This window comes from Spirillospora sp. NPDC048823 (assembly GCF_043198445.1).
Taxonomy (GTDB): domain Bacteria; phylum Actinomycetota; class Actinomycetes; order Streptosporangiales; family Streptosporangiaceae; genus Spirillospora.
This window is the reverse complement of record NZ_JBICUT010000002.1, coordinates 138,799-162,202: the sequence shown is the minus strand read 5'-3', so window position 1 is coordinate 162,202 and position 23,404 is coordinate 138,799. Positions and strand designations below refer to the sequence as shown.

At 72.7% G+C, this 23,404-nt stretch carries 17 protein-coding genes; 6 read left to right on the top strand and 11 right to left on the bottom strand.

Annotated features, from left to right (window positions below):
• Window positions 1-15 precede the first annotated feature (15 nt).
• Together ACGFK0_RS04395 and ACGFK0_RS04390 are read right to left on the bottom strand one after the other, a co-directional pair.
• Window positions 16-174, bottom strand: coding sequence for a hypothetical protein (locus ACGFK0_RS04395; protein ID WP_392899965.1), 159 nt, complete (start codon window positions 172-174; stop codon window positions 16-18).
• A gap of 237 nt (window positions 175-411) precedes the next feature.
• Window positions 412-1,965 (bottom strand): Rieske 2Fe-2S domain-containing protein, encoded by a 1,554-nt coding sequence (locus tag ACGFK0_RS04390; RefSeq protein ID WP_392899962.1) that lies wholly within the window; start codon window positions 1,963-1,965, stop codon window positions 412-414.
• 296 nt (window positions 1,966-2,261) lie between these two features.
• On the opposite strand from ACGFK0_RS04390, the gene ACGFK0_RS04385 reads away from it, so the two are divergent.
• The 5 genes from ACGFK0_RS04385 (at window position 2,262) to ACGFK0_RS04365 (ending at window position 6,630) form a co-directional block, all read left to right on the top strand.
• Entirely contained in the window at window positions 2,262-3,071 is an 810-nt protein-coding gene (locus ACGFK0_RS04385; RefSeq protein ID WP_392899959.1) for a sensor histidine kinase, read from the top strand.
• Window positions 3,068-3,715, top strand: coding sequence for a response regulator (locus ACGFK0_RS04380; protein ID WP_392899956.1), 648 nt, complete (start codon window positions 3,068-3,070; stop codon window positions 3,713-3,715). Before ACGFK0_RS04385 ends, ACGFK0_RS04380 begins: the two co-directional genes overlap by 4 nt.
• A 114-nt stretch (window positions 3,716-3,829) precedes the next feature.
• A complete protein-coding gene (locus tag ACGFK0_RS04375) occupies window positions 3,830-5,182 on the top strand; it encodes a sensor histidine kinase (RefSeq protein WP_392899953.1) in 1,353 nt (450 codons plus the stop codon).
• 67 nt (window positions 5,183-5,249) lie between these two features.
• On the top strand, window positions 5,250-5,915 hold the full coding sequence (locus tag ACGFK0_RS04370; protein ID WP_392901423.1) for a response regulator: 666 nt from the start codon (window positions 5,250-5,252) through the stop codon (window positions 5,913-5,915).
• Between the two features lie 103 nt (window positions 5,916-6,018).
• Window positions 6,019-6,630 (top strand): two-component system response regulator, encoded by a 612-nt coding sequence (locus ACGFK0_RS04365; protein ID WP_392899951.1) that lies wholly within the window; start codon window positions 6,019-6,021, stop codon window positions 6,628-6,630.
• Between the two features lie 12 nt (window positions 6,631-6,642).
• Here the strand turns inward: ACGFK0_RS04365 and ACGFK0_RS04360 are convergent, their stop codons facing one another.
• From ACGFK0_RS04360 to ACGFK0_RS04350, 3 genes are read right to left on the bottom strand one after another with little or no spacing between them, the layout of a single operon-like run.
• Window positions 6,643-8,130 (bottom strand): serine/threonine-protein kinase, encoded by a 1,488-nt coding sequence (locus ACGFK0_RS04360; RefSeq protein WP_392899948.1) that lies wholly within the window; start codon window positions 8,128-8,130, stop codon window positions 6,643-6,645.
• 22 nt (window positions 8,131-8,152) lie between these two features.
• Window positions 8,153-9,874, bottom strand: a complete 1,722-nt coding sequence (locus ACGFK0_RS04355; RefSeq protein WP_392899946.1) for a serine/threonine-protein kinase — start codon at window positions 9,872-9,874, stop codon at window positions 8,153-8,155.
• Window positions 9,874-12,057, bottom strand: coding sequence for a serine/threonine-protein kinase (locus tag ACGFK0_RS04350; protein WP_392899943.1), 2,184 nt, complete (start codon window positions 12,055-12,057; stop codon window positions 9,874-9,876). The genes ACGFK0_RS04355 and ACGFK0_RS04350 overlap by 1 nt, the downstream gene beginning before the upstream one ends.
• 344 nt (window positions 12,058-12,401) lie before the next feature.
• Here ACGFK0_RS04350 and lysX point away from each other — a divergent pair, with 344 nt between their 5' ends.
• Entirely contained in the window at window positions 12,402-15,653 is a 3,252-nt protein-coding gene (gene lysX / locus ACGFK0_RS04345) for a bifunctional lysylphosphatidylglycerol synthetase/lysine--tRNA ligase LysX (protein WP_392901421.1), read from the top strand.
• A 32-nt stretch (window positions 15,654-15,685) separates the two neighbouring features.
• On the opposite strand, the gene ACGFK0_RS04340 is transcribed toward lysX, so the two are convergent.
• From ACGFK0_RS04340 to ACGFK0_RS04315, 6 genes are all read right to left on the bottom strand, one after another.
• Window positions 15,686-16,186 carry a hypothetical protein gene (locus ACGFK0_RS04340; RefSeq protein ID WP_392899940.1) on the bottom strand — a complete coding sequence of 167 codons (501 nt, stop codon included), beginning with the start codon at window positions 16,184-16,186 and terminating at the stop codon, window positions 15,686-15,688.
• 89 nt (window positions 16,187-16,275) lie between these two features.
• Window positions 16,276-17,367: a winged helix DNA-binding domain-containing protein gene (locus ACGFK0_RS04335; RefSeq protein WP_392899938.1), complete on the bottom strand. Its 1,092-nt coding sequence runs from the start codon at window positions 17,365-17,367 to the stop codon at window positions 16,276-16,278.
• Between the two features lie 106 nt (window positions 17,368-17,473).
• Window positions 17,474-21,466 (bottom strand): hypothetical protein, encoded by a 3,993-nt coding sequence (locus tag ACGFK0_RS04330; protein ID WP_392899935.1) that lies wholly within the window; start codon window positions 21,464-21,466, stop codon window positions 17,474-17,476.
• A 156-nt stretch (window positions 21,467-21,622) separates the two neighbouring features.
• The gene (locus tag ACGFK0_RS04325) at window positions 21,623-21,826 is read right to left on the bottom strand and encodes a PspC domain-containing protein (protein WP_392899928.1); all 204 of its coding nucleotides are present in this window, start codon (window positions 21,824-21,826) and stop codon (window positions 21,623-21,625) included.
• Window positions 21,827-22,014: 188 nt separating this feature from the next.
• A complete protein-coding gene (locus tag ACGFK0_RS04320; protein ID WP_392899925.1) occupies window positions 22,015-22,722 on the bottom strand; it encodes an HAD family hydrolase in 708 nt (235 codons plus the stop codon).
• Window positions 22,719-23,369 carry an MBL fold metallo-hydrolase gene (locus ACGFK0_RS04315; protein WP_392899922.1) on the bottom strand — a complete coding sequence of 217 codons (651 nt, stop codon included), beginning with the start codon at window positions 23,367-23,369 and terminating at the stop codon, window positions 22,719-22,721. Before ACGFK0_RS04315 ends, ACGFK0_RS04320 begins: the two co-directional genes overlap by 4 nt.
• Window positions 23,370-23,404: the final 35 nt, after the last annotated feature.

The window sequence follows — 23,404 nt, the reverse complement described above, 5'->3', positions numbered from 1 at the left end:
CGTCCGCCTCGCGGGCTAGTCGTCCTGTCCCTGGCTGTCGGCGACGGCCGGCTGCTGCTGGGGACCGGCGGGGAACGGGACCTCCATGGACCCGAGTTTCACGGCCAGAACCTCCATCACTCCGACGACCAGAACGAACGCGACGGCCATAAGGCCGAGCCTCTTGCGGTCCACCCCGCGCACCCCTTCAAACCCCAGTTAAGCAGGCAAAAAACGTAACACATCACGATGTGTAGGCCCGTACCGGACACACGAAGTGCTCGCATCGTTACAACTCGGCCCGCCCACCCCGAGAGCCGCAAACCCACCGTGCCCAGACCGAAACACACCCGACGGCACCGGTCTCCGCGCTCAACCGCCCGCGCCGCGAGAACGCGGCGCGGGCGGGCGTGGCGGAGGGGTGACTCCCGATCAGGACAGGCGGCTTGTCAGGTTGGCGGCCCGGGCGTTGACGCATTCGCCGGTCGCGAGGTCGAAGGCGAAGTTGTGGGCGAGGCAGTGGATCTGGCCGTCGCGGACGACGGCGCCGACGGAGAGGTCTTCGCCCGCGTGGGGGCAGTAGCGGGGGATGTCGTAGCGGCTGCCGTCGCATTCGACGGTGATGCGTTCGCTCTCGTCGCGTCCGGTCTCGTAGTCCTCGACGGCCATCAGGGCGGGCGCGTTGGCGTGCTTGAGGAGTCCGACGAGGTAGTCGTTGTAGACGTCGGGGTCGCGGTAGAGGCTGACGCGGAAGGAGATGAGGAGGTCCTCCCAGGCGAGGCGGCCGGTGAGGATGCCGTCGATCCAGCGGCCCGCGGCGGTGACGCGGTAGTGGGGACGGACGTCCGGGGAGGCTTCGGACACGGTGACACCGTCAGGGGAGAAGTCCACGTCCCAGACGCCGCCGTTCGGGCCGGTGACCTCGAAGCGGACGGTCATGGCGATCTGGCGGAGGAAGTAGTCGCTGAGGCCGCCCAGGTACTCGAAGTGGGCGACGAACCGGTCGTAGAGGTCGGGGCCGGGGTCGGGATGGCCGGCCACCACCTCGGCGATGGCGGGGGCGCGGTCGGCGGCGTAGCGGTCGAGGTATTCGGCGGCGTCGGCGAAGGAGAACTCGGCGGAGACGGGGTCGCGGGTGCATTCGCCGGTGTCGAGGTCGACGACGTCACCGGGTTTGAAGTAGTCCCAGCGTTGCTGCGGGAGGTGCTCGCGCAGCCAGGCGGTGGAGACGTCCGGGTCGCAGAACGCGCCTTCCCGCTGGTCGAGGACCCAGTTGAGGTGGCGGACCTCCGCGTCCAGGAAGCAGGGCGGGCCGGCGAACGGGACGGCGAGCTCCGGCGCGGTCTGCCGGACGAGGCGCTGCACGGCACGGAGCTTGGACACCCGCTTGTCCATGGAGACCCTGGCCATCTCGGCGGGCGGGTATTCGTAGCAGATCGGATGCCAGGACGCGCCGGACGTCTGCACGGCCATCAGGTCGAGCCGGCCCGCCAGGTGCTTGGCGCGGCGCGCCTGCGCGGCAGTGAGGCGGGCGTCGTTGCAGTGCAGGATTCCGCGGCCGTCGGCGACGATGAGAAAGGCGGCGTCATGGCACATCGGGGAGAGTTCCGGAATCGCGGTGATCCAGGAGCCTCGATTGTCGAGCGGGAATTTCTCCCACGAAGTCAACTCGATTACCTGGCGTCCGCCCGCGGCGGCCGTCATCCGTTCCCGGAAGGCCGGTCCCGGATAGCGCGGAATGAGGATTCTGGTCCGTTCCGGAAGCCGGTCGAGGACCCATGGATCGAAATGATCTAGATGCTCGTGCGAGACCGCGACCCAGTCGGCGTCCAGCAACGCGGCGACATCGAGGTGATCGTTTCTCGGATACTGGTGCCAGGCACCGAGAAACGCCCCGTCCGGCGCGAGCCACGGGTCCGCGAGCAGGTGGAACGCGGCGGCGTCCACCGCGACCCCCGCATGTCCGAGAAATGTGACCTTCGGCATGTGGAGACTGTCTCTCCACGGGCGCGCCGGCACACCCGCAGGAATACGCAAAGCGACTACGCCGTAGGCATGAAAGAAAGGCGAGGACAGAAATCGACTATCCCGGCTGAGACGCCTCAACAATGGGAAAAGTTTGCGCCGCCCAACTGCATGTCCAGAAGTGGACATGCACTGGTCTGTTGTGGTCAATTCTCTGGACATCCGCAGGTCGCAGGGGTGACCGTCTAAGACGGGTGCTGGAATAGCAGACGGGGGTTCTCATGAACAACGGGCGGTCTCGGTCGTCTCCGGCGGGCGTGGGGACGCTTGCGGATTCGGGTCCGCGGAGGGACCTCGGCGAATCGGGCGGGGCGGCCGCCGGCCACGGGGAGGACGTCCTGTGGCGGAGGCGGCTGCAGCACGACATCCGGCATGAACTCGGCACGATCATCATGCTGGCGTCGGCGGTCGTCGTCGCGGAGGACGTCGGCGACGGCAGCCGGGCGCGAGTCGAGCAGCTCCTCGGCGAGACCCGGTGGCTCGACCATCTTCTGCGGCGGCTCGACGAGGACGACGACCCGGACAAGGACGACTGCCGGCCGCTGCCCGGCCCGGAGCGCATCCGGGTCGACGACCTCACCGCGGAGGTCGTCACCGGGATGCGTCTCGCCACCCGGCACGAGGTGTGCTTCACCGGCGGTGAGGCTTGGGCGCACATGGATCCGGTCGCGTTGTGGCGCGCGGTCCGCAACGTCCTCGACAACGCGTGCCGCGTCGCCGAGCGGCGGGTGAACGTGCGGGTCGAGACGGACCGCGGCTGGATCGTCATCCAGGTCGATGACGACGGGCCCGGGTTCGGTGCGGTCCGGGAGACGCGTCCGGGCGGGGCCGCGCACGGCGGGCGGCGCGGCGGGCTCGCGTCGCTCGGGCTGGGCATCGTCCACGACCTCATCTCCGGCCACGGCGGCAGCCTGGAGATCCGTACGTGCGAGATGGGCGGCGCGCGGGTGCGGATGCGGCTCCCCGCGGCACCGCCACCGGACACCGCACCGCCGATGAACACCGCGCCGGCCGCGGGCACCGGGCCGGCCGAACCGCACGCCGACGACTGGCGGCGCCACCCATGAGAATGATCATCTGCGATGACCACGCGGTCTTCGCCGAGTCGCTGTCGCTGGTGCTGGCGGACGCCGGGCACAGCGTCGTCGGGGTGACCTACTCCCCCGCGGACGCGCTGCCCGCGCTGCGGGCCAGGCAGCCCGACATCTGCCTGATCGACCTGCAGTTCCCGTCAGGGACGGCACTCGACTGGATGCCGAGGCTGCGGGCGGCCTCCCCGCGCACGGACTTCGTCGTCCTCACCGGGTTCCTTGAGCGGCCGGTCCTGGACGCCGGGATCGCGGTGGGCGTGCGCGGGTTCGCCCACAAGGGCCAGCAGGCCGGCGACATCCTCACCGTGCTGCGCAGGGTCGCGAACGGCGAGGTCGTCGTCGATCAGGTGACCCGGCGCGGTCCGGCGCGGCCGCGCAACCAGGCGCAGCAGGTCGCCCGGTTCCTGACCCCGCGTGAACGCGAGGTGCTGACCCGGCTGGTGCGCGGCGAGTCGACGCAGGCGCTGGCGAAGGCGATGGGGGTGACGCGCAGCACGGCGCGCAGCCATGTGCAGAGCGTGCTGAGCAAGCTCGGTGTGCATTCGCAGCGGGAAGCGGTGATCGCGGCGGCCAGGAACGGCCTGGTCAGCGTGGAGACCGGGGAATGGCTCGCAGGCTGAGCACGGTGAGCGGGGACGTACCCGGACGGGCCGTCCGGGTACGTCCCGGGGAGTAGCGGCGCACACTCCCCACGTCCGACGTGAATCCGGATCCCGATGACTTAACGTGCAGGCATGAGCACTTCACCGCCGCACGGCCCGGTCCGGCCGCACTGGCCGCGTCCCGCCCTGTGGCCGGTGTGGGTCGTCCCGGTCCTCCTCGCGGTCTTCCAGATCTTCGGGTCGGTCGGCGCGGAGCACGGCGGCGACGGGCCGGGGGGCGGCGGGCGCGGGGGCGAGCCGTCCGGCCCGCCGTGGGCGGAGGGCGGCGGACCCGACATCGGCCACACCGATCTGGACCCGCTCGGCTACGGTCTCCTCCTGGCCGGCCCGGCACTGCTTCTGCTGCGCCGCCGGAATCCGGTGTTCACGCTGGGCGCGACCGCGGCGGTGACGGCCCTCTACCTGCTGCGCGCCTACACCTACGGCCCGGTGATCTTCTCCTTGGCCGTCGCGATGCTCGCGGCGATCGTCGCGGGGCACCGGCTGGTCACCTGGGCGGGGACGGGCATCGCCCTCGCCGCCTACTTCGCCCTGACGTCCCTGATCGGCGTCCCGGTGGCCGAACGCGGCTCCGGAGGGGCGTTCCCGGTGGAGGAGCCGACCTTCGTCGGCGCGACGTTCGTCACCGGCTGGGCGCTGGTGGTGCTCGTCACCGCAGAGCTGATCCGGATGCGCGCGCAGCGCGCCGCCGAGACGGCCCGCATCCGCGCCGAGGAGGAACGCCGCCAGGCCAGCGAGGAACGGCTGCGGATGGCCCGCGAGCTGCACGACGTCCTCGCCCACAACATCTCGATGATCAACGTGCAGGCGGGGGTGGCGCTGCATCTGATGGACGAGAATCCCGAGCAGGCCAGGACGGCGCTCGCCGCCATCAAGGATGCCAGCAAGGACGCGCTCACCGAGATGCGCGGGGTGATCGGAGCGCTGCGGTCGCAGGGCGAGACCGCGCCCCGGACTCCCACCGCCGGCCTCGACCGGCTGGAGGACCTGGCGGCCCGCGCCCGCTCCGCCGGACTGCGCGTCGAGGTGGAGATCACCGGGGACCGCCGTCCGCTGCACGCGGGCACCGACCTCGCCGCGTTCCGCATCGTCCAGGAGTCGCTGACGAACGTGACCCGCCATGCCGGGCCCGGCCCGGTGACGGCGCGGGTCCAGATCGCCTACGGTGAACACGAGATCGTGGTGCGGGTCGAGGACGACGGCCGGGGGGTGTCCCTCCTGGACGACCATCCGGGCGGCAGCGGGATCAGGGGCATGCGGGAGCGGGCGGCGGCTCTCGGCGGCGCGTTCGACGCCGGGCCGCGGCCCGGCGGCGGGTTCCGGGTGCACGCGCGCCTCCCCCTGACCGAGGAGCCGGCGGGCGACACCGCGGCCGGCGACACCGCGGCGGAGGACACCGCGGCACCCGGAAAGGGGACGCAATGAGCCATTCTCACCCTCGGAGGGGCTGAACATGCGGGTCTCTGGTGGAGCGCCGGATGAGGGCGGCTCGATCATCAAGGTCATGCTGGCCGACGACCAGGTCCTGGTCCGCGCCGGATTCCAGGCGCTCCTGAACGCGCAGCCCGACATCGAGGTCGTCGGAGAGGCGAGCGACGGCGAGGAGGCGGTGGCGCAGGCGCGCCGGCTGCGTCCCGACGTCATCCTGATGGACATCCGGATGCCGGGCCTGGACGGCCTGGAGGCCACCCGGCGGATCGCCGCCGACGACCGGCTCGACGGCGTCAAGATCGTGATCCTCACCACGTTCGAGCTGGACGAGTACGTGTTCGAGGCGCTGCGCGGCGGCGCGAGCGGCTTCCTGGTCAAGGACACCGAGCCGGTGGAGCTGATCCACGCCGTGCGGGCCGTCGCGGACGGGGACGCGCTGCTGTCGCCCAGCGTGACGAGGCGGCTGATCGCCGAGTTCGCCGCGCGGGCGAAGGAGCCCGCGCCGTCGCCGCGGCTGAACGCGCTGACCGAGCGGGAACGGGAGGTGATGGCGCTGGTCGGGGAGGGACTGTCGAACGAGGAGATCGCGGCCCGGCTGGTGGTGAGCCCGGCGACCGCGAAGACCCATGTCAGCCGGACGATGGTCAAGCTCCACGCCCGCGACCGCGCCCAGCTCGTGGTGTTCGCCTACGAGTCGGGGCTGGTCAAACCGGGCTGGCTGCCCTAGAAATTCTTACTCTGGGGCGATTCACTGTTGTCGTCCGCCGGGGCATGACAGGGTGGCATGACAGGGTCGACGGCACAGGCCGTCATGGACGCGAAGGAGTCCGGTGCCGAACGACACGAGGATCCTGGCCGTCGACGACCGGCAGGAGAACCTGACCGCCCTCGCGGCCGTCCTCGACGCCCTCCCGGTCGACGTCGTGCCGGTCACCTCCGGTCAGGCGGCTCTCAAGGAACTGCTGAACGACGACTTCGCGCTGATCCTGCTCGACGTCGTCATGCCGGAGATGGACGGGTTCGAGACCGCGCGGCACATCAAGTCCCGGCCGCGGACCCGCGACATCCCGATCATCTTCCTCACCGCGGGTGGAGCGTCCGGCGAGCAGGCGTTCCAGGGGTACGAGGCCGGCGCGGCGGACTATCTCACCAAGCCGTTCGACCCGTGGCTCCTGCGCGCCAAGGTCTCGGTGTTCGTCGACCTGCACCGCCGCCACCTGGAACTGCAGCGGCAGGCGAAGCTGCTGCGGCAGACCCACGCGGACGGTGAGGGCGGCGGTGTCCTGACGGGCTGCGACCGGTTCCTGTCCGCCCTCGACGAGCGCCTCCAGCGGGTCGAGGACGACGCGGCCCGGATACGCGCCGGCGAGCCGGCCGGCGACCTCGACGACCACGTCGCCGACCTGCGTCTCGCACTGGACGCCCTGTCCGCGGGCGGCTGACGGGCGCGCAGGTCACCGGGGCTGGATCACGGCCACCTGGGCCGCCGTGCCCGTCCTCAGCTTGCCGCGCAGGATGAACGCGCCCGCCAGCACGGCCGCCACGACGAGGATCACCGCGATCGTGACGACCAGGACCGTCTTGCGGCGCTCCACCCGGTCGCCCATCGGACCGTGGACGGGCGGCGGAGGGGGCTGCTGCCAGTTCGTGTACTGCTGCGGCTGCTCCCACGGCGGCGGGGTCTGCGCGGGAAGGCCCTGCTGAGACGGCTGCGACCCGGACGGCGGCGGCACCCACTCGGTCTCCAGGAACGTCCGTGCCTCCTGATCGCGACCGTGACGCGGCGGGGGCGCGTAGGCCGAGCCGTTCTCGTTCCGTCCCTGGCCGGCGCCCTGTCCCTGGCCGGCGCCCTGTCCCTGGCCGGCGCCCTGTCCCTGGCCGGCGCCCTGTCCCTGGCCGGGGCCGCCGAATTGGCCGGGGTCGCCGAACCGGCCGGGGTCGTCGCGGGTGATCGGTTCCGGCTCGCCCGGGTCGCGGCGGGTGATCGCGTTCAGCTCGTCCGGGTCGAGCACGGTCTCCGACGCGTCATCGGCCGGGCCGCCGGGCCGGTAACGGCCGGGAGGGTCGTCCGTCAGCGTCTCACCGGCCGGCGAGGGGAGCGGGCGGAACGAGCGCGGCGGAGGCGGCGGAGGCAGGTGCGCCACCTGGGTGAGCAGCGGCTGCGCCTGCGCCGCCGTCATCCGGTTGACCGGCTCGCGCGCCAGCAGCCCGTCCAGTACCCGTGCGAGGGGCCCGGCGTTGCGCGGCGGCGGGACCGGCTCGGTCAGCGCGGCCTGCAACGACGACATCGCGTCCGACCGCTCGTAGGGTGAGCGGCCCTCCACCGCCGCGTACAGGGTCGCGCCCAGCGCCCACAGGTCGGACGCCGGCACCGCACGCTCGCCCTGCGCCCGCTCCGGCGGAATGTAGGCGGGCGAACCCATGACCAGGCCCGTCTGCGTGAGGGTGGCGTCGCCCTCCACCTGTGCGATGCCGAAGTCGGTGAGCACGACCCGGCCCGCGTCGGTGATCAGCACGTTGCTGGGCTTGACGTCGCGGTGCAGGATCCCCTTCTCGTGGGCGTGCCGCAGCGCGCCGAGCATCTGCAGCCCGATGTCGGCGACGCGGCGGTGCTCCATCGGACCCCGGTCCAGCAGATCCTGGAGGGACGGAGCGAGGACCAGCTCCATCACGATCCACGGGCGGTCCGACTCCTCCACCACGTCGTGGACGGTCACCACCCCGGAGTGGTTCAGCCGCGCCGACGCCCGCGCCTCCCGGAACGTCCGCTCGTACAGGACGGCGCGTTCGGAGTCGTTGAGGCCCGGCGGCAGCAGGACCTCCTTGACCGCGACCTCGCGGTCGAGCATCACGTCGAAGGCGCGCCACACGGTGCCCATGCCGCCGCGGCCGACCACCGAGTCGAGCCGGTAGCGGTTACCGAGCAGACGTGCCTGTGCCATGGCTGGAGGGTCCCCCCGTCGGTCATCCCACCCCGGAGGGACGGAACGTGTCGAGCACATTGTTCACGAGTGCCTCGTTCTCGTTCCACTGGGACGCGGGTACCGCGACCACCACGGCGTACGGCCTGCCCTGGTGGACCACTCCGCGGTCGCGCGCCCGGGCGGCGCCGTCGCTGCGGGACCAGGTGAACTCGATGTCGGCGGCGGGCACGCCGGCGACGGTCGTGCGGGTGATCGAGATCCGGTTGAAGTTCGCCAGTTTCCCGTCGGCGATGGCCTGCCGCTCCCAGATCAGCCAGTGGTCGTACGGGTCGCCCGACCACGGCGTCCGGTCGACCTGCACGTAGGCGCTGCTCGCGGGGTCGTTCCAGACGACGCTGTTGCCTCGCACGGAACGCTGCCACCCGCGCGGGACGCCGATCGTGAAGCCGGGGCCGCGCGCCGGGACGAGCCCGTCCGGGACGGGCCTGCGGCCCTGGGCGCCCGACCTCGCCGGGGACGCCGACGGGGACGTGGCCGGTGGGGTGGGCGTGTCCGGCGCGGACTGCTTCGCGACGGTCGTCGGCTGCCGCGAGGCGCCCGGTCCACCGCCGGAGGTTCCGTCCGGCCACAGCAGGAACCCGGCCGAGGCCAGGATCACCGCAGCCACGGCGGCTCCGGCGAGGATCGGCGGCACGACCGACCGTTTCCGCCTCGTCCCGGACGCGGCCGGCGGCGCGGGCGGCGCGTGGCCGGGCGTCCACTGGGTGCCCGGTCCCGGCGGGTACTGCGCGGTCATTTCCGGGACCGGGCCTGGGACGGGCTGTCCCGGCGGCGGCTGCGGCCCGGCCGCATGGGGTGCGGCGGCGGCATGGGGTGCGGCGGCATCCGCGGCCGGGTCCGCCGTCGTCGCCTCGCCCGACGCGATCTGGGCGGCGGCCAGGCCGGCGGCGTGACCGGAGGCGATCGCCTTGAGGGCCTCCTCGGCGCGGTCGCCGCTCAGCCGCCGGACCGGGTCGCGCTCCAGCAGGCCGGTGAGGACGGGCGCGAGCGGGCCCGCGTTCTTCGGCGGCGGGACGTCCTGCGTCATCACGGCGGCGAGGACGGCCATCGCGTCGCTGCGATGGTGCGGCGCCCTGCCCTCGGTCGCGGCGTAGAGGGTGGCGCCGAGCGCCCACAGGTCGGACGCGGGGATCGCGGGGTCGCCGTTCACCCGCTCCGGCGACATGTACGCGGGCGACCCGATGATCAGGCCGGTGCCGGTGAGCGTCGCGTCCCCCGCCATCTGCGCGATGCCGAAGTCGGTGAGGACCGCCCGGTCGTCGTCCGCGACGAGCACGTTGGCGGGCTTGACGTCCCTGTGCAGGATGCCGATCGCGTGCGCGGCGCGCAGCGCCCCCGCGACCTGCCGCCCGATCGTCGCGACGCGGCCGGAGGGCAGCGGCCCGTCCTCGTCCACGATGTCCTGGAGAGAACGGGCCCGTACCAGCTCCATGACGATCCATGGCCGGTCGTCCTCGTCCACGACGTCGTGTACGGTCACGACGCCCGGATGGTTCAGCCGCGCCGACGCGCGGGCCTCGCGCAGCGTCCGGCGGTGCCGGTTGTCGCGCTCGTCGTCGCTCAGCCCGGCGGGCAGGACGACCTCCTTGACGGCGACGTCCCGGTCGAGGGTCTCGTCGCGGGCGCGCCAGACCGTGCCCATGCCGCCACGTCCGACCACGGACTCGAGCCGGTACCGGCCCGCCAGGACACGGCCTTCCATCAGTCGTCCGCGGGTTCGAAGAACCGGTAGACCGGCTGGAGATCGGAGAGCACCTTGTCCCAGTCCTTGTCGGGGGCGCGCAGCAGGATGGCGTAGCCGTGCCCGTCCGTCACGAAGCCCCGGTTGAGGATGTGCTGGCGGCCGCCTGCGCCGTCGAAGGTGAACTCCCAGTCGGCCGAGTCGTCGCCGTCGCCCGTGTCGGGGACGGGCGGCTCGTCGCCGGTCGGCTCGATCCCGATCAGGTCGTAGCCGGGCCAGCCGGAACCGCCGCGCTCCTGCCGCCGCCAGTCGTCGATCGCGCTGTCGCCCGGGTCGTCGGTCTGGTCGATCTGGATGTAGACCTTGCGGTCGGGCGAGTAGAAGTAGTCGCCGCCGTTCTTGCGTTCCGGCCCGCTCCAGCCCTCCGGGACGGGCACGGAGTAGCCGCTGCGGTCCTCGTGCATCGTGAAGCCGGCGGGCAGCCCCCCGCTCGCCGTGGCGCTCGGTTCCGCGGACGTCGCGGTGGCGGACACGTTGTCGCCGCCGGTCACCGGAGTCGTGGCGCCCTCGTTGCGGGCCTTCTTCCCGCCGTCGCCGCCGCCGTTCGCGAGGGCGATGCTCGCGACGACCACGATGACGATCAGCACCACCACGGCGATGACCAGCACGTTCCGGTTGGAGGCCAGGGCCGGGCGCCCGGTCGCGTGCGTCGTCGGCGGGAAGTGCGTCGCGGTCCCGTGGTCGAGGCCCCCGAGACCTGCACCCGCGTGACCTGAGCCCGAACCCGCGTGACCTGAGCCCGAACCCGCGTGACCTGAGCCCGCATCGCCGGAGGGCCCGTGTCTCGGGGCGCCGTGGCCCGGCGACCCGTGGGCCGCGGGCACCGCGCCGCCGGTGGGCTTGGTCCGCCGGCCGGAGCGCCAGGACGAGACGCGGTCCGGGTCGGGCGCCGTCTCGCCGGGGCCGGCCTTCGCGCCGTCCCCGTCACCGGTGCCGCCTCCCTTGCCGGCGCCGCCGGGCCTTCCGGTTCTGGCGGACTTGCCGGCCGGGATGTCGAAGCTGGTCAGCTGGTCCGGGCGGGCTTCGGACGCCTCCGGGCCGGCCGCCCCACGGACCGGGTCGACGCTCGTGGCGCCGCCGGGGTCGTCCATCTCCCCGGGGATCGGCTGGTCGGGCGCGTACGTCTCCGGGTAGGGCTCGGCGTATCCCTCCGCATACGGCTGCGCCCCGTACGACTCCGGCCCGTGTGATCCCGGCCCGTGTGATCCCGGCCCGTGCGTTTCCGGGGCCGGGGCCGCCGGCTGGGCGCCGGGGAGCTCGTCCATGGAGAACTCGACGGCCATGGTGCGCTGCGTGTCGACGGTCTCCCGGCGGACGATCTCGTCCAGCAGGGCGCCGGCCTCGATGGCGTCCATCCGCTGGTCGGGGTTCTTGCGCAGCAGCCCGTCGATGACCGGGTTGAGCCGGCCGCCGTTCTGCGGCGGGTCGGGCTCGTCGGAGATCACCGCGACCAGCGCCGCCATCGGCTCGGACCGTTCGAACGGCGACTTGCCGTTCATCATCGCGTAGAGGGTGACGCCGAGCGACCACAGGTCGGAGGCCGGGCCGGCGACGCGGCCGCGGGCGCGTTCGGGAGCGATGTAGGCGGGCGAGCCCATGACCAGCCCGGTCTGCGTGAGGGTGGCGTCGCCGGAGGCGGTGGCGATGCCGAAGTCGGTGAGGACGGCACGCTCGCCCATCCGCCCCGTACCCGTGATGAGCACATTGCTGGGCTTGACGTCGCGGTGCAGGACGCCGGCGTCGTGCGCGGCGTGCAGCGCGGCGAGCATCTGCCGGCCGATCTCGGCGGCGCGGCGCGTCTCCAGCGGCCCGTCCTGCTTGATCACCTGATCGAGGGAGCGCGCCTTGATGAGCTCCATGATGATCCAGGGCCGGTCGTCCTCCTCGACGACGTCGTAGACGGTGACGACGCCGGGATGGCCGAGCCGCGCGGCGGTACGGGCCTCACGGAACGTGCGCTTATGGTGGACGGCGCGTTCCTCATCGGTGAGACCATGCGGGAGGATGACCTCCTTCACCGCGACATCACGACCGAGGACCTCATCGTGTGCCTGCCAGACCGTCCCCATTCCGCCCCGGCCGACCTGGGTCACCAGTCGGTAACGGCGGGCGAGCAATCGCTCACCGGTGGGTTCACTTGGCATATCCGCGACCATATCGACTTTTGCTGACAACCTTGGACCGAGCTTGCAAGCCACATCCCCCTACCCGTACGACGTCCGGCGTCACGCCGAGGTTCGCCGCAGTACCCACCCGTACGGACGGAAGCATGGTGGACGTGACACCCGCTACTGATGACCCCGCTGTGAACGACCCCGCTGTGAACGATCCCACTGCGAACGATCCCGTTGCTAATGACCCCGGTGCGAAGGACCCCGCTGCGAAGGACCCCGCTGCGAGCGACAGGACCGCGCCGCGCGGCGACCGGGGGACGGCGGCGGGGAAGGACCCGCAGGGCGGGGGCGGCCTGCGGGGCGAATGGGGGCGGCTGATCCAGTCCGCGCCGACGATCTTCTTCTGGTACACCCGTCTCTCCGGGATCCTGTCGCTGCTCGCCTGGGTCTCCTATGGTCTCATCCTTGAGATAGCCGATATCTGGGCGCTGCGCTGGATCGGGTACCTCGGCTGGTTCCCGAGCGTGCCCATCGGCCTCGTCTGGATCCTGCTGTCGATGGGGATCCGGCGGCGCAAGAAGGCCGCCTGGCGGATCCTCATCCTGATCTTCTGCCTGCCGACGGCGCTCGGCGTCACCGCCGTCCTGACGACGATCCTCAACCCGGACAAGGGCACCCCCGTCGGGCTGATCGTCAGCGCCGCCGTCTACCTCGCCGTCCTCGCCCTGCTGATCAGCGCGCGGGGGCAGTTCACCACGCTGCCCGACCGCGCCAACCGCCGGCTCGCCACCCTCGTCTTCACCAGCCTCCTGGTCGTGACCTGCGGAATCGGCACGCTCCTGGTCACCGTCACCGACCGGGACCTCAGCGGCGCCTTCTGGACGCAGCCGGTCTACGCGATCTCCCAGACCGTCCTCGGGCCGCGCGTGACGGGCAAGCCGATCGACGTCCACGTGCCGTTCTGGGTCGACGCGATCCTGTGGGTCCTCGGGACCGGGCTGCTGATCGTCACGTTCTGGGCGATGTTCCGGCCGGGCCGCCAGGACCCCGTCCTGAGCGCCCAGGAGGAGCTGGCGGCGCGCACGCTGCTCGCCGAGTACGGCGACCAGGACTCCCTCGGCTACTTCGCGCTGCGCCGCGACAAGGACATCATGGTCGCACCGAACGGTAAGGCGGCGATCGCCTACCGGGTGGAGGGTTCGGTCTCCCTGGCCAGCGGCGACCCGCTCGGCGACCCCGAATCGTGGGACCAGGCGATCGAGGCGTGGCTGGAGGAGTGCCGCGCCCACGCCTGGATCCCCGGCGCGGTCAGCGTCGGCGAACGCGGCGCGCACATCTACCGCCGGCACGGGTTCGACGCGCTGGAACTCGGCGACGAGGCCGTCGTCGACCTCACCGACTTCAACCTGGAAGGACGCGAGATGCGGCAGGTCCGCCAGGCCGTCCGGCGCGTCGAGCGGGCCGGGTACTCGGTGCGGATCCGGCGGCACTCGCAGATCCCCGCCTGGGAGATGGCCAAGCTGATCCGCAGCGCCGACGCGTGGCGCGGCGAGGACACCGAACGCGGCTTCTCCATGGCCCTCGGCCGCCTCGGCGACCCGACCGACGGCCGCTGCGTCATGGTCGAGGCGTTCGACGCCGGGGGCGACCTGCGCGGGCTGCTCAGCTTCGTCCCGTGGGGACGCGCCGGGCTGTCGCTGGACCTGATGCGCCGCGACCGGCTCGCCGAGAACGGGCTGAACGAGTACATGGTCGCCAAGCTCGCCGAGAAGGCCGCCGCCGTCGGCGCGCAGCAGCTCTCGCTGAACTTCGCGATGCTGCGCGCCGCGTTCGCGCGCGGCTCCCAGATCGGCGCCGGTCCCGTCGCGCGCCTGTACTACCGGTTCCTGTCGTTCGCGTCGAAGTTCTGGCAGCTCGAATCGCTGTACCTGTCGAACGCCAAGTACCTGCCCCACTGGCGTCCCCGCTACATCTGCTACATGCAGGGCCGTCACCTCGTCCGGCTGGGCCTCGCCTACGCCCGCGCCGAAGGGTTCCTGCCGAACCTGAACCGGCCCAAGCTGGACCGGGCCGCCGCCATGGCCCCGTCCGCCGACCTCGTCGACGAGATCCAGCGGATCGAGGAGGCCGCCGACGCGGCCCGCGCGCCGCAGCGCCGGCTGTCGGAGCAGGAGCGGGTCAGGCACGCCAAACTCGACCAGATCCGCGACGCCGGGATGGAGCCCTACGCGCTCGGCTGCGAACGCACCGACTTCGCCGCCGACATCCGCTCCCGATTCCCCGGCCTCGCACCGGACACCCGCACGGGCTGCCGCGTGGCGATCGCGGGACGCGTCGTCCTCGCCCGCGAACACGGCCGCCTCATCTTCGTCACCCTGCGGGACGAGACCGCCGACCTGCAGGTCATGCTGACCGCCGACGCCCTCGACGAGGAGTCCCTGCGCCACTGGAAGACGCTGATCGACCTCGGCGACCAGGTCGGCGTCCAAGGCGAGGTCGTCACGTCCCGGCGCGGTGAACTGTCGGTGCTGGCGTCCTCGTGGCGGCTCGCCGCCAAGTGCCTGCGGCCGCTGCCGAACAAGCGCGCCGGGCTGTCGGATCCGGAGGCCCGCGTCCGGCAGCGGTACGTCGACTTCATCGTCAACGACGAGTCCCGCCGGATGCTCCGGATGCGCGGCGACGCCGTCGCCGCCGTCCGCGACGGCCTCCGCGAACGCGGCTACCTCGAAGTCGAGACGCCGATGCTGCAGCCCGTCCACGGCGGCGCCACCGCCCGCCCGTTCACCACCCGCATCAACGCCTACAACATGCAGCTCTACCTGCGCATCGCACCCGAGCTGTACCTGAAGCGCCTCCTCGTCGGCGGCGTCGGCCGCGTGTTCGAGCTGAACCGCAACTTCCGCAACGAGGGCGTCTCCCCCAAGCACAACCCCGAGTTCACGATGCTGGAGGCCTACGAACCCTACGGCGACTACGACACGATGGCCGACCTGACCCGCTCTCTGGTCGTGGACGCCGCCCGCGCGGCACTCGGCACCACCGTGATCGTCCGCGACGGCGTCGAGTACGATCTGGCCGAACCGTGGCAGGAGATCACCGTCTACGAGTCCGTCTCCAAGGCCCTCGGTGAGGAGATCACCCCCGACACGCCTGTGGCCACCGTCCGGTCGTTCGCCGTGAGCCTCGGCCTGAACTTCAACCCGCAGTGGGGCCAGGGCAAGATCGTCCAGGAGCTGTTCGAGTCGCTGATCGAGGAGGGGCTGACGGCGCCCACCTTCGTCCGCGACTACCCGGCCGAGACGTCCCCGCTCACCCGCCCGCACCGCGCGGACCCGCGTCTCGCCGAGAAATGGGACCTCATCGTCTTCGGCCTCGAACTCGGCACCGCCTACTCCGAACTGATCGACCCCATCCTCCAGCGGAAGCGGCTCACCGAGCAGTCGCTCCAGGCCGCCGGCGGCGACCCCGAGGCCATGGAACTGGACGAGGACTTCCTGCGCGCCCTGGAGTACGCGATGCCCCCGGCGGGCGGCATGGGCATGGGCATCGACCGCCTCATGATCACCCTCACCGGCCGCAGCATCCGCGAGACGATCCCGTTCCCGCTGGTCCGCCCCGGCTCCTGATCCCTCGCGGAACTAGAGCGCCCCTCGCGGAACTAGAGCGCCCCTCGCGGAGCAGGCCGGAACCCCTGCCCGGCCAGCCAGCGCCGCGCCGCGCCCCGCCGCGCGTCCTCCCCCTCCGGCAGGGCGCACGGCGGGATCGGGATGCCGTCCTCCCCTTCGTCCAAGGGGAGGACATCGCCTCGCGCGACGTCCAGGATGTGCAGCCCGCCGTCCATGGCCGCCGCCACGGCCCCCAGGTCGGCGGTCAGCTCCACGAGTCCTGAACCGGGGTGGGCGCCCAGCGCGTCGGCGACCTCGCCGGCCAGCTCGGCGTCCCCCGGATGGTCCCGCCGGCCGAGCCGATCCACGCACTCACGGGCCAGGGACTCCGCGCCGGCCACGCGCTCGGCGAGCGCGGCCACGAGCACGTCCCCCGCGTACTGCAGCACCGGTTCGAGGGGGCGCACCCGGAGCAACTCGTATCCGGCTGCCCCGTCACCCCGGTGCGCGGCGGCACGCAGACCCGCCAGCGCGTCCTCGCCCCATTCGGTCACGCAGACATTTGTACAGACGAACACCGACACGACACACCGATTCAGCAAACCCGCTCCCCGCCATGCGGCCCGCTTCCCGGCGGGTTGGATCACGACCGGAGGTTGAACCGGACGGTGTGGGACGCGTCGGGCGCGGCGAAGTGCAGGAGGCGCGCGGCTTCCTCTTCCACGGCGGCACCGTCGGGAAGGGGGGCGAAAAGGTCGATGGCCAGGTCGGCGCGGTCGGCCTTCCTGTCGTGCTTCAGCGTCCACATGCCGTGGACGCGCCCGTCGATGAGGAGCGTGGGGTTCGTTATCGCACCCACGCAGACGGCCTTGCGCTGCTCGTCCGTCATCAGGCGTGTGCGGTCGGCGTAGGCGAGGATCAGGTTGTCGAAGTAGGGGAGGAAGCGGACGGGGGCGGGGACGTCGGGGTCCGGGAGGGGTGCGTCGGGGAGGTCGAAGAGTTCCACGCCGTTCTCGTCCTCGTAGACCTCCAGGGCCGGGCGGAGTTCTGCGAAGGCGGCGTCCATGCGGCGCAGGCCGGACCACATCTGGAAGTCCTTGACCGAGGCGGGCCCGAACGCGGCGAGGTACCGGCGGATCAGGCGGTCGGGGGCGGCGTCGTGGAGGGGCTGGCCGATCCACTCCTCCGCCAGGGCGAACGGGGTGGCGCCGCCGGTGTTCCAGGTGCCCCGGGGCGGCGGGTGGACGATGGGCAGCAGTGCCTGCGCCGACCACCCGAGGGCCTGCAGATCGCGGCCCGGCCAGAGTTCGGCGAGGCTCCGGGCGAGCTCGGGGCGGGTGAGGGTCCGGCCGTCCAGGAGCCTGCGGGCCTCGGTGGCCAGCTCGTCCAGGTCCCAGTCCTTGGTGACGCGCCCGTACGCGGCCTGCCGCCCGCGCAGGATGCTGTCGCCGATGAGGGGACGGAGCCACAGGTAGTCCTCGGCAAGCGCCATGTGCTGCGTCCCGCGGAGGATCGAGCCGCGCACGACGGAACGGTCGGTCATCAAGTCGGTGAGTTCGTGGTGGCGGAAACCGGCCAGCCTTGCCCACAGGCCGAAGTAGGGCATGTTGGTTTCCTGGGCCTGGATGGCGACGAGCCTCGCGACCGCGTCACGGACAGGCATGTGGGAGTGTTTCAGGAGGAGCTGCCGCTCCAGGGCCGCCCGGTTCAGCGTCCGGCGATCAAGTATCCGCATCACGACCCCAAAAGAGAACGAACTGTTCCGTTCCAATATACCAGAACGGAATGCTCTATTCCTATGGCTGGCCTTTACCCTCCGGCCGGTTCACTCCCATGGCCGGTCAGGCGTCGCCGGACTGTTCGCGGTACGCCTCCACGGCGTAGCGGAGCCGGGCGCCGACGAGGAGTTCCTCGCCCTCGGGGCATCCGAGGAGGCGTCGCACCAGCTCGATGATCTGTTCATCCGAGAGGTCCGGCTCGCGCGCGGCGATGCGTCCGACTATCTCGACCAGCTCGGGACGCTTGTAGGTGACGATCGACTGTCCGCGCCTGACCTGCGCGAACTCTGCCACGGGTTCGGGCGGCCGCGACTTCGGCGGCCTCGGTGGCTCGGGCGGCCCCGGCGGTTCCGTCCCGGGCCGCCCGCCCGGCCTACCCCAGAGAGCGGGAACGTTCGGGGGCTGGGCCGGGGCGGTGGGCGGCTGCGGTTCGCCCTGACCGGCGGTGTGGGGCGCGCCGCCGCGAGCGTCCAGCCGCCGAGGCGGCACCCGGGGGCCCGGCGCGGGCGGGCCCGGATCACGAGGCGTGGCGCCCGGACCGGAGCCGCGCTCCGGCCGCCGGGGTGGAACGTCCGAACCGGACGCGGGGGCGCCTTCACGCCGGGCGGGCGGCTCCGGCTCCGGGGTCGGGGCGGTTGGACCCTGGTTCGGAACCCGTGCGTTCCAGCGCGGAGCGTCCAGGCGGCGAGGCGGCAGGGCGGGACCCGCCGGTGACGGAGACGGAGACGGGGCTGTCGGCTCCGGTTTCGCGGTGCCGGGGTCTTGTCCGGGTGTACGCGAATCGCGGCCGCGGGCATCCGGCCGCCGCGGCGGGATGCCCGGGTCCGCCACGGGCCTGCCGCCACGCCGGGATGGCGCGGTAGGAGCGGGAGGTGCGGGGGGAGCGGGAGGAGCGCTGGGAGCGGGCTCGGCGGGCCTCGGTGCGGGCGGGGCCGCGGTCGGCTCGGGCGGGGCGGCTCCGGCCCGCGGGTCCCTGGCCCGTGCGTCCAGCCGCTGGGGCGGGGCGTTCGAGGCGGACGTGGGGATTCCCGGGTCCGGGGCGGTGTCGCCGGGTCGTGTGGATGCCGCGGCCCTGGGCGAGACCTCGGGCGCAGCCGGGACCTCGGACTCCGTGGGGACCTCGGACGCCGTGGGGACCTCGGACGCCGTGGGTTCCTCGAATGGCGGGGGTTCCATGGTCAGGGCCGTGAAGAGGGCGGTCGTGGGGGTTATCACGCCGTGGAGGTGGCGTGGGAGGAGCGTGGGCGGGGGCGGGCCCTCCAGCGGTGGCAGGTCCGGGCCGGGTGGGCCCACGAGGATGATCCGGGGGGCGAACCAGAGGAGGAAGAGGGCTTCGGCGCCGGCCTCGTGTTCGCCGTCCACGATGACGACGTCGAAGGAGCCGGGAGTGGGCGGGAGCGTCTCGGGGATGCGCCAGAGCGGGAGGATCCAGGCGGGGACGACGTCGGACGGGCCGGCGGGGGACGCGGGGACGGCGGCGAGCGCGGCGGCCCAGGCGCGGGCGGCCGTGAGGTCGGCGCGGACGGCCCGGAGGCGCTCCTCGGCCTCGGCCAGGGCGGTGCGGAGGCGTTCTTCGGCCGGGACCGTCTGCCGGGCCGCGGTGCGGGCCCAGGCCCAGGCCTCGTCCCAGCGCGGGGTGCGGGAGTGCCAGACCTCGTCGCCGTCGGTGGCGATCATGAGGTTGGCGAGGTCGGGGTGGACGGCTCGGACGCGGGCGAGGAGTTCCTCGCAGCGGATCTGGCGGGACCGTTCGTGCCGTGCCTCGGCGAGGGCGCCGAGGGCGCGGCCGTAGGCGGCGGCGTCGCGGGCGTCGATGGCGGCCAGGGTGGACCGGAGTTCGGAGGGATCGTCGTCGTCGACGGGGCCGATCGAGTCGCGGAGGGCGTCGAGGTCGGCGGCGGCCCGGCTGACGCCGAGGCCCTCCAGGGCGTTGCGGAGCGCGGTGACGTAGCCGTGCCACTGGTGGGGGTGGCCGAGGGGGATGGCGAGGCCGGAGCGGTCGAGGAGCTGCCTGGTCTCGTGCACGGCGGCCATGGCGTCGCGGATGCGGCCCAGGCGGGCGTGGGCGCGGACGAAACGCGCGACGCGTTCGGCGGGCGGGAGGTCCGCCGGGAAGGAGATGCCGGCGGCCTCCCACACGTACTGCAGCTCGCGGCAGGTGATCCGGACCATGAGGTCGGTGTGGACGAGGTCGAGCAGCTCCGGTGTGGTGGGCGCGGCGCCGTCGACCTTCACGCCGGCGAGGAGGGGCTCGGCCTGGCGCTGCGCGGAGGAGCGGAGCGGCCCGCGTTTGAGGGTCCCGCCGCCGGCGAGGTGGGCGCGCAGGTCGTGCGCGGCCGCGGCGAGGCCGCGCAGGTCCGCGTTGCCGGGGAGCTCGATGGTGTGGCCGCCGATCTCCCCCAGTGCGCCTTCCGCCCACCGGGCCCGGGCGGTCATCTCGGCGACCCGCGACCAGATGAGGGGCCGGCGGTCGGCGAGGGCGTCGCCGAACGCCTGGACGGCGAGGTCGGCGGGGTTCCAGCCGCCCGGGTCGCCGTCCAGGCCGAGGTCGCGGAGTGCGGCGGCGACGACGGAGGCGTTGCCGTCGAGGCGGGCCAGGAAGGTGACGTCGGTGTCGCGCAGCCGGCGGGACAGGTCGGTCTTGGAGCGCTCGGCGCGTTCGGCCGCCGCCGTCTCCGCCTCGATCAGCGTGCGGACGTAGGCGGCGCTGGGCAGCGCGCCGGGGTCGACGTCGCGCTGCGCGGTGCGGGCCTTGCGTTCGGCGGTCTCCTCCGCGAGGAGGACGACGAGTTCGGCGGCTTCGGAGCGGGAGATCGGCGGCCCCGGCGGCATCTCCGGCCGGACCGGCATCCATGCCAGGTCGGGCACCTGCGCCCTCTCCCGCTCACGCGGCCCGTCCGGTTCCTGGCCGGTGCCGGCGCGGAGGCGTTCGCCGATCTCGGTGACCTCCCGGGCGGCGTTCTTCTCCCGTTCGGCCAGCGCGTCCACGTCGGGGGCGCCGGTGCGGGCGAGGAGCTCGTTCGCCGCGTCGCCCGCGACGGCCGGGTCGGCGACCGCGAGGCCGGCGAGGCCGGGTGGGAGCGCGGCGCGGATCGCGCCCGACGCGGTGGCGCCGGACGTGGCGACCAGCACGCGGTGGCCGCGGGCGAGCAGGCCGGCGAGCAGGTCCGGGACGGTCTCCGGCGCACGCTCGGGGACATGCATGACGTGCGTCTTCCTGGACGGCGACACGAGCCGCGCGAGCCCCTCGGGGACACCGCCGGACAGGAGGCCGAGGAGCCGGGCGTGGTGGTCGGCGACGGCGCGGCGGCCCGGCGGGCGGACGACGAGGGCGGGCGCGAGCCGCAGGCGCGGGGCGGGCGAGGCGGCGCCGGCGTCCGGCGCCCAGTCCTCGCGGTAGTCGGCGGGGGTGTTCAGCGCGGCGACGCACCATTCGCGCAGCACGTCGCCGGCCGAGGTGTTCAGCCCGAAGCCCTGCCCGGCACGGACGGCGTCCGACACCCGGTCCGCGGGACGGTAGCCGGGATGGCCGGACAGCAGTTCCCGGTCGCGCAGGCTCGTGCGCCCGGCGAGGACGACGTCGATGCGGTCGGTGCGCTCGTCGACGACGATGCGCACGGGCGTGTTCAGCAGATGGTCGTGGACGGCGGGGCGCCAGTCGAGCAGGCCCGTCGCGAGCACCACCTCCTGCCCGGCCAGGTCGCGGAGGATCCGGTACCAGTTGCGCAGGGCGAGCCAGCCGTCGAACTCGTCCAGGACGACCGGGGGCGTCAGCGGGATGACCGGCACGCTGAACAGGACGTCGCCGGGCCCCGCGTCCGTCTCCACGTAGACGTCGCCGGGCAGTTCGGACAGCCAGTGGACGTGGTCGTGGGAAGCCAGGTCGCGGGACGGTCGCCGGCGGGCCCGCGCCAGATCGCGCAGGAACCGCAGCAGCCGCGCCGCGTGCTCGGACTCGCGCGCGGACTCGTCCGCGGCACGGGGCAGCCCCCGGGGGGTGCGGGCGGGCGTCGCCCCGCCCGGAGACCCGCCGGGACCCGGGCCCTCGTCAGGCACCGTGGCTCCTTCCCTTCCCACGGGGGAACGAACCTCTCACATCCTCGGCCGTCGCACGGGCTGAGCCTGCCGCTCGGCCGGATGAAAAAGTCCGATGGTGGTGCCACGATCTAACACCTATGGGCGGGCCCGGCCAAGCACTATCAATGATCTTGCCTAGCGGGTGCTCGCCATGTAGCGGTCCTCGTTCGGCATCATCACCCAGAGCACGAGGTAGACGACGAACTGCGGGCCGGGCAGCAGGCACGACAGTACGAACAGCAGCCGGACGGTCCCGGGTGACATGCCGAACCGGTGCCCGAGCCCGGCACAGACACCCGCGATCATCCGGTTGTGGCGCGGACGATAGAGACCGTTCATGAGTTCTTCTCTCCCCGATTCGTCGAGCGGTGAACGTCGAGCGGCGGACAAGGTCGCGGAATTCGCGTCCATGCCCTCCACGCTACGAGCCGGACGAGACGCGTCACATCAGTCGCTCGAACCGTTCGCATCCCCTACTCCGGGATTAGGGGATGCCCCTTAAGGGCCTCGTCACGTTAAGGGCCTCGTCACGGCCGGCCGGTGTTGTGGCCGGCGACGAGATTCGGGAGGCCGGCCAGGTCGTCGAGGACGAAAAGGCAGCCGCGCAGGGCCTCGGCGTCCTGCTGGATGTGCCCCCAGGGGCCGCGCCGCAGGAACGCCGCCTGCATCCCGAGCGCCAGCGCGGGACGGACGTCGTTGTCGATGCGGTCCCCCACGTACAGGACGCGGTCGGGCGGAACGTCCGCGATCTGCGCGCAGCGCTCGAAGAACTCGTGCGACGGTTTCTGGACGCCCCACACGTCGGAAATCCCGACGACGTCGGCGTCCAGCCCGAGCGCCGCCATCTGCTCGGCCGCCTCCACCGGCTGGTTGCCCGCGATCCCGACGTAGAGGCCCTGGTCGCGGATTCCGGACAGGCAGGCGCGCGCGTCCGGGTACAGGTCGTCGGGCCCGAACCCGTTCGGGACGCCCGCCTCCAGGCGGCCGCGCTGCTCCACCTCCAGGTCGAAACCCGGGCGGAAGTACTCGAAGAGATCCATGTGGGTGCCGCCCGTGGCGAGCACGGCACCCAGCTTGGTGAGGAACGTGTGCCGCGGCACGCCCAGCCAGTCGGCCCAGCGCCCGTAGATCTCCCCCTCGTTGATCAGCGTCTCCCCGATGTCGAAGAAGACGGCCTGGACGGGGCGGGGAGTCCGGAGGTCCCTGGCCAGGGGCGGGGTCGGGGGCGGGGTCACGGGCGGGCCAGGTCTGCCGAGGCGCCGGGGGCGAGGCGGGTGAACTCCTTGCCGAGTTCCTTCCCGGCCCCGGCGATGATGCGGTTCATGACGTCGAGGCCGATGTCGTTGAGCAGGCCGTCGTGGATGGCGAAGGCGCGCCCAGGGTCGACGGCCCGCGTGTACTCGTACAGGTCGACGGCCTTCATCCAGGGGGCGTTGCCGGGCAGGCACAGCGTCGGGACGGGCTCGGACGGGACGGTCAGCGCGTCGCCCGGGTGGAAGACCTCGCCGTCCAGCAGGAAGCCGACGTTCGGGATCGGCGGCAGGTCGGGGTGCATGATCTCGTGGTCCTCGCCGTAGACGTGGACGTCGAAGCCCGCGACCGTGACGGCGTCGCCGTGGCCGACCTGGTGGACGCGCCCGCCGAGGTCGGCGAGGTTCCCGGCGACGACGCGGGACGTCCACACCTCCAGGGAGGGGCGCTCGGCCATCGCGGCGCGCAGCGCGTCGGCGTCGAAGTGGTCGAAGTGCTCGTGGGTGATCAGGACGGCGTCGGCGGCGGCGAGGGCTCCGGACGCCCCGCTGAACGCGCCGGGGTCGATGACGATGGTCCGGTCGTCCTTGGTGATCTGGACGCACGCGTGTCCGAGTTTGGTGAGACGCATCAGGCGATTTTCCCACGCCGGTTTCCCACACCGGG

Excerpts from the sequence above, each read along its gene's own strand:
- ACGFK0_RS04355 (WP_392899946.1), bottom strand. The coding sequence starts at position 9,874 with ATGGAAGGCCGTGTCCTGGCGGGCCGGTACCGGCTCGAGTCCGTGGTC.
- ACGFK0_RS04375 (WP_392899953.1), top strand. The coding sequence starts at position 3,830 with ATGAGCACTTCACCGCCGCACGGCCCGGTCCGGCCGCACTGGCCGCGT.
- ACGFK0_RS04335 (WP_392899938.1), bottom strand. The coding sequence starts at position 17,367 with ATGCGGATACTTGATCGCCGGACGCTGAACCGGGCGGCCCTGGAGCGG.
- ACGFK0_RS04350 (WP_392899943.1), bottom strand. The coding sequence starts at position 12,057 with ATGCCAAGTGAACCCACCGGTGAGCGATTGCTCGCCCGCCGTTACCGA.
- ACGFK0_RS04315 (WP_392899922.1), bottom strand. The coding sequence starts at position 23,369 with ATGCGTCTCACCAAACTCGGACACGCGTGCGTCCAGATCACCAAGGAC.
- ACGFK0_RS04360 (WP_392899948.1), bottom strand. The coding sequence starts at position 8,130 with ATGGCACAGGCACGTCTGCTCGGTAACCGCTACCGGCTCGACTCGGTG.
- ACGFK0_RS04325 (WP_392899928.1), bottom strand. The coding sequence starts at position 21,826 with ATGAACGGTCTCTATCGTCCGCGCCACAACCGGATGATCGCGGGTGTC.
- ACGFK0_RS04380 (WP_392899956.1), top strand. The coding sequence starts at position 3,068 with ATGAGAATGATCATCTGCGATGACCACGCGGTCTTCGCCGAGTCGCTG.
- ACGFK0_RS04390 (WP_392899962.1), bottom strand. The coding sequence starts at position 1,965 with ATGCCGAAGGTCACATTTCTCGGACATGCGGGGGTCGCGGTGGACGCC.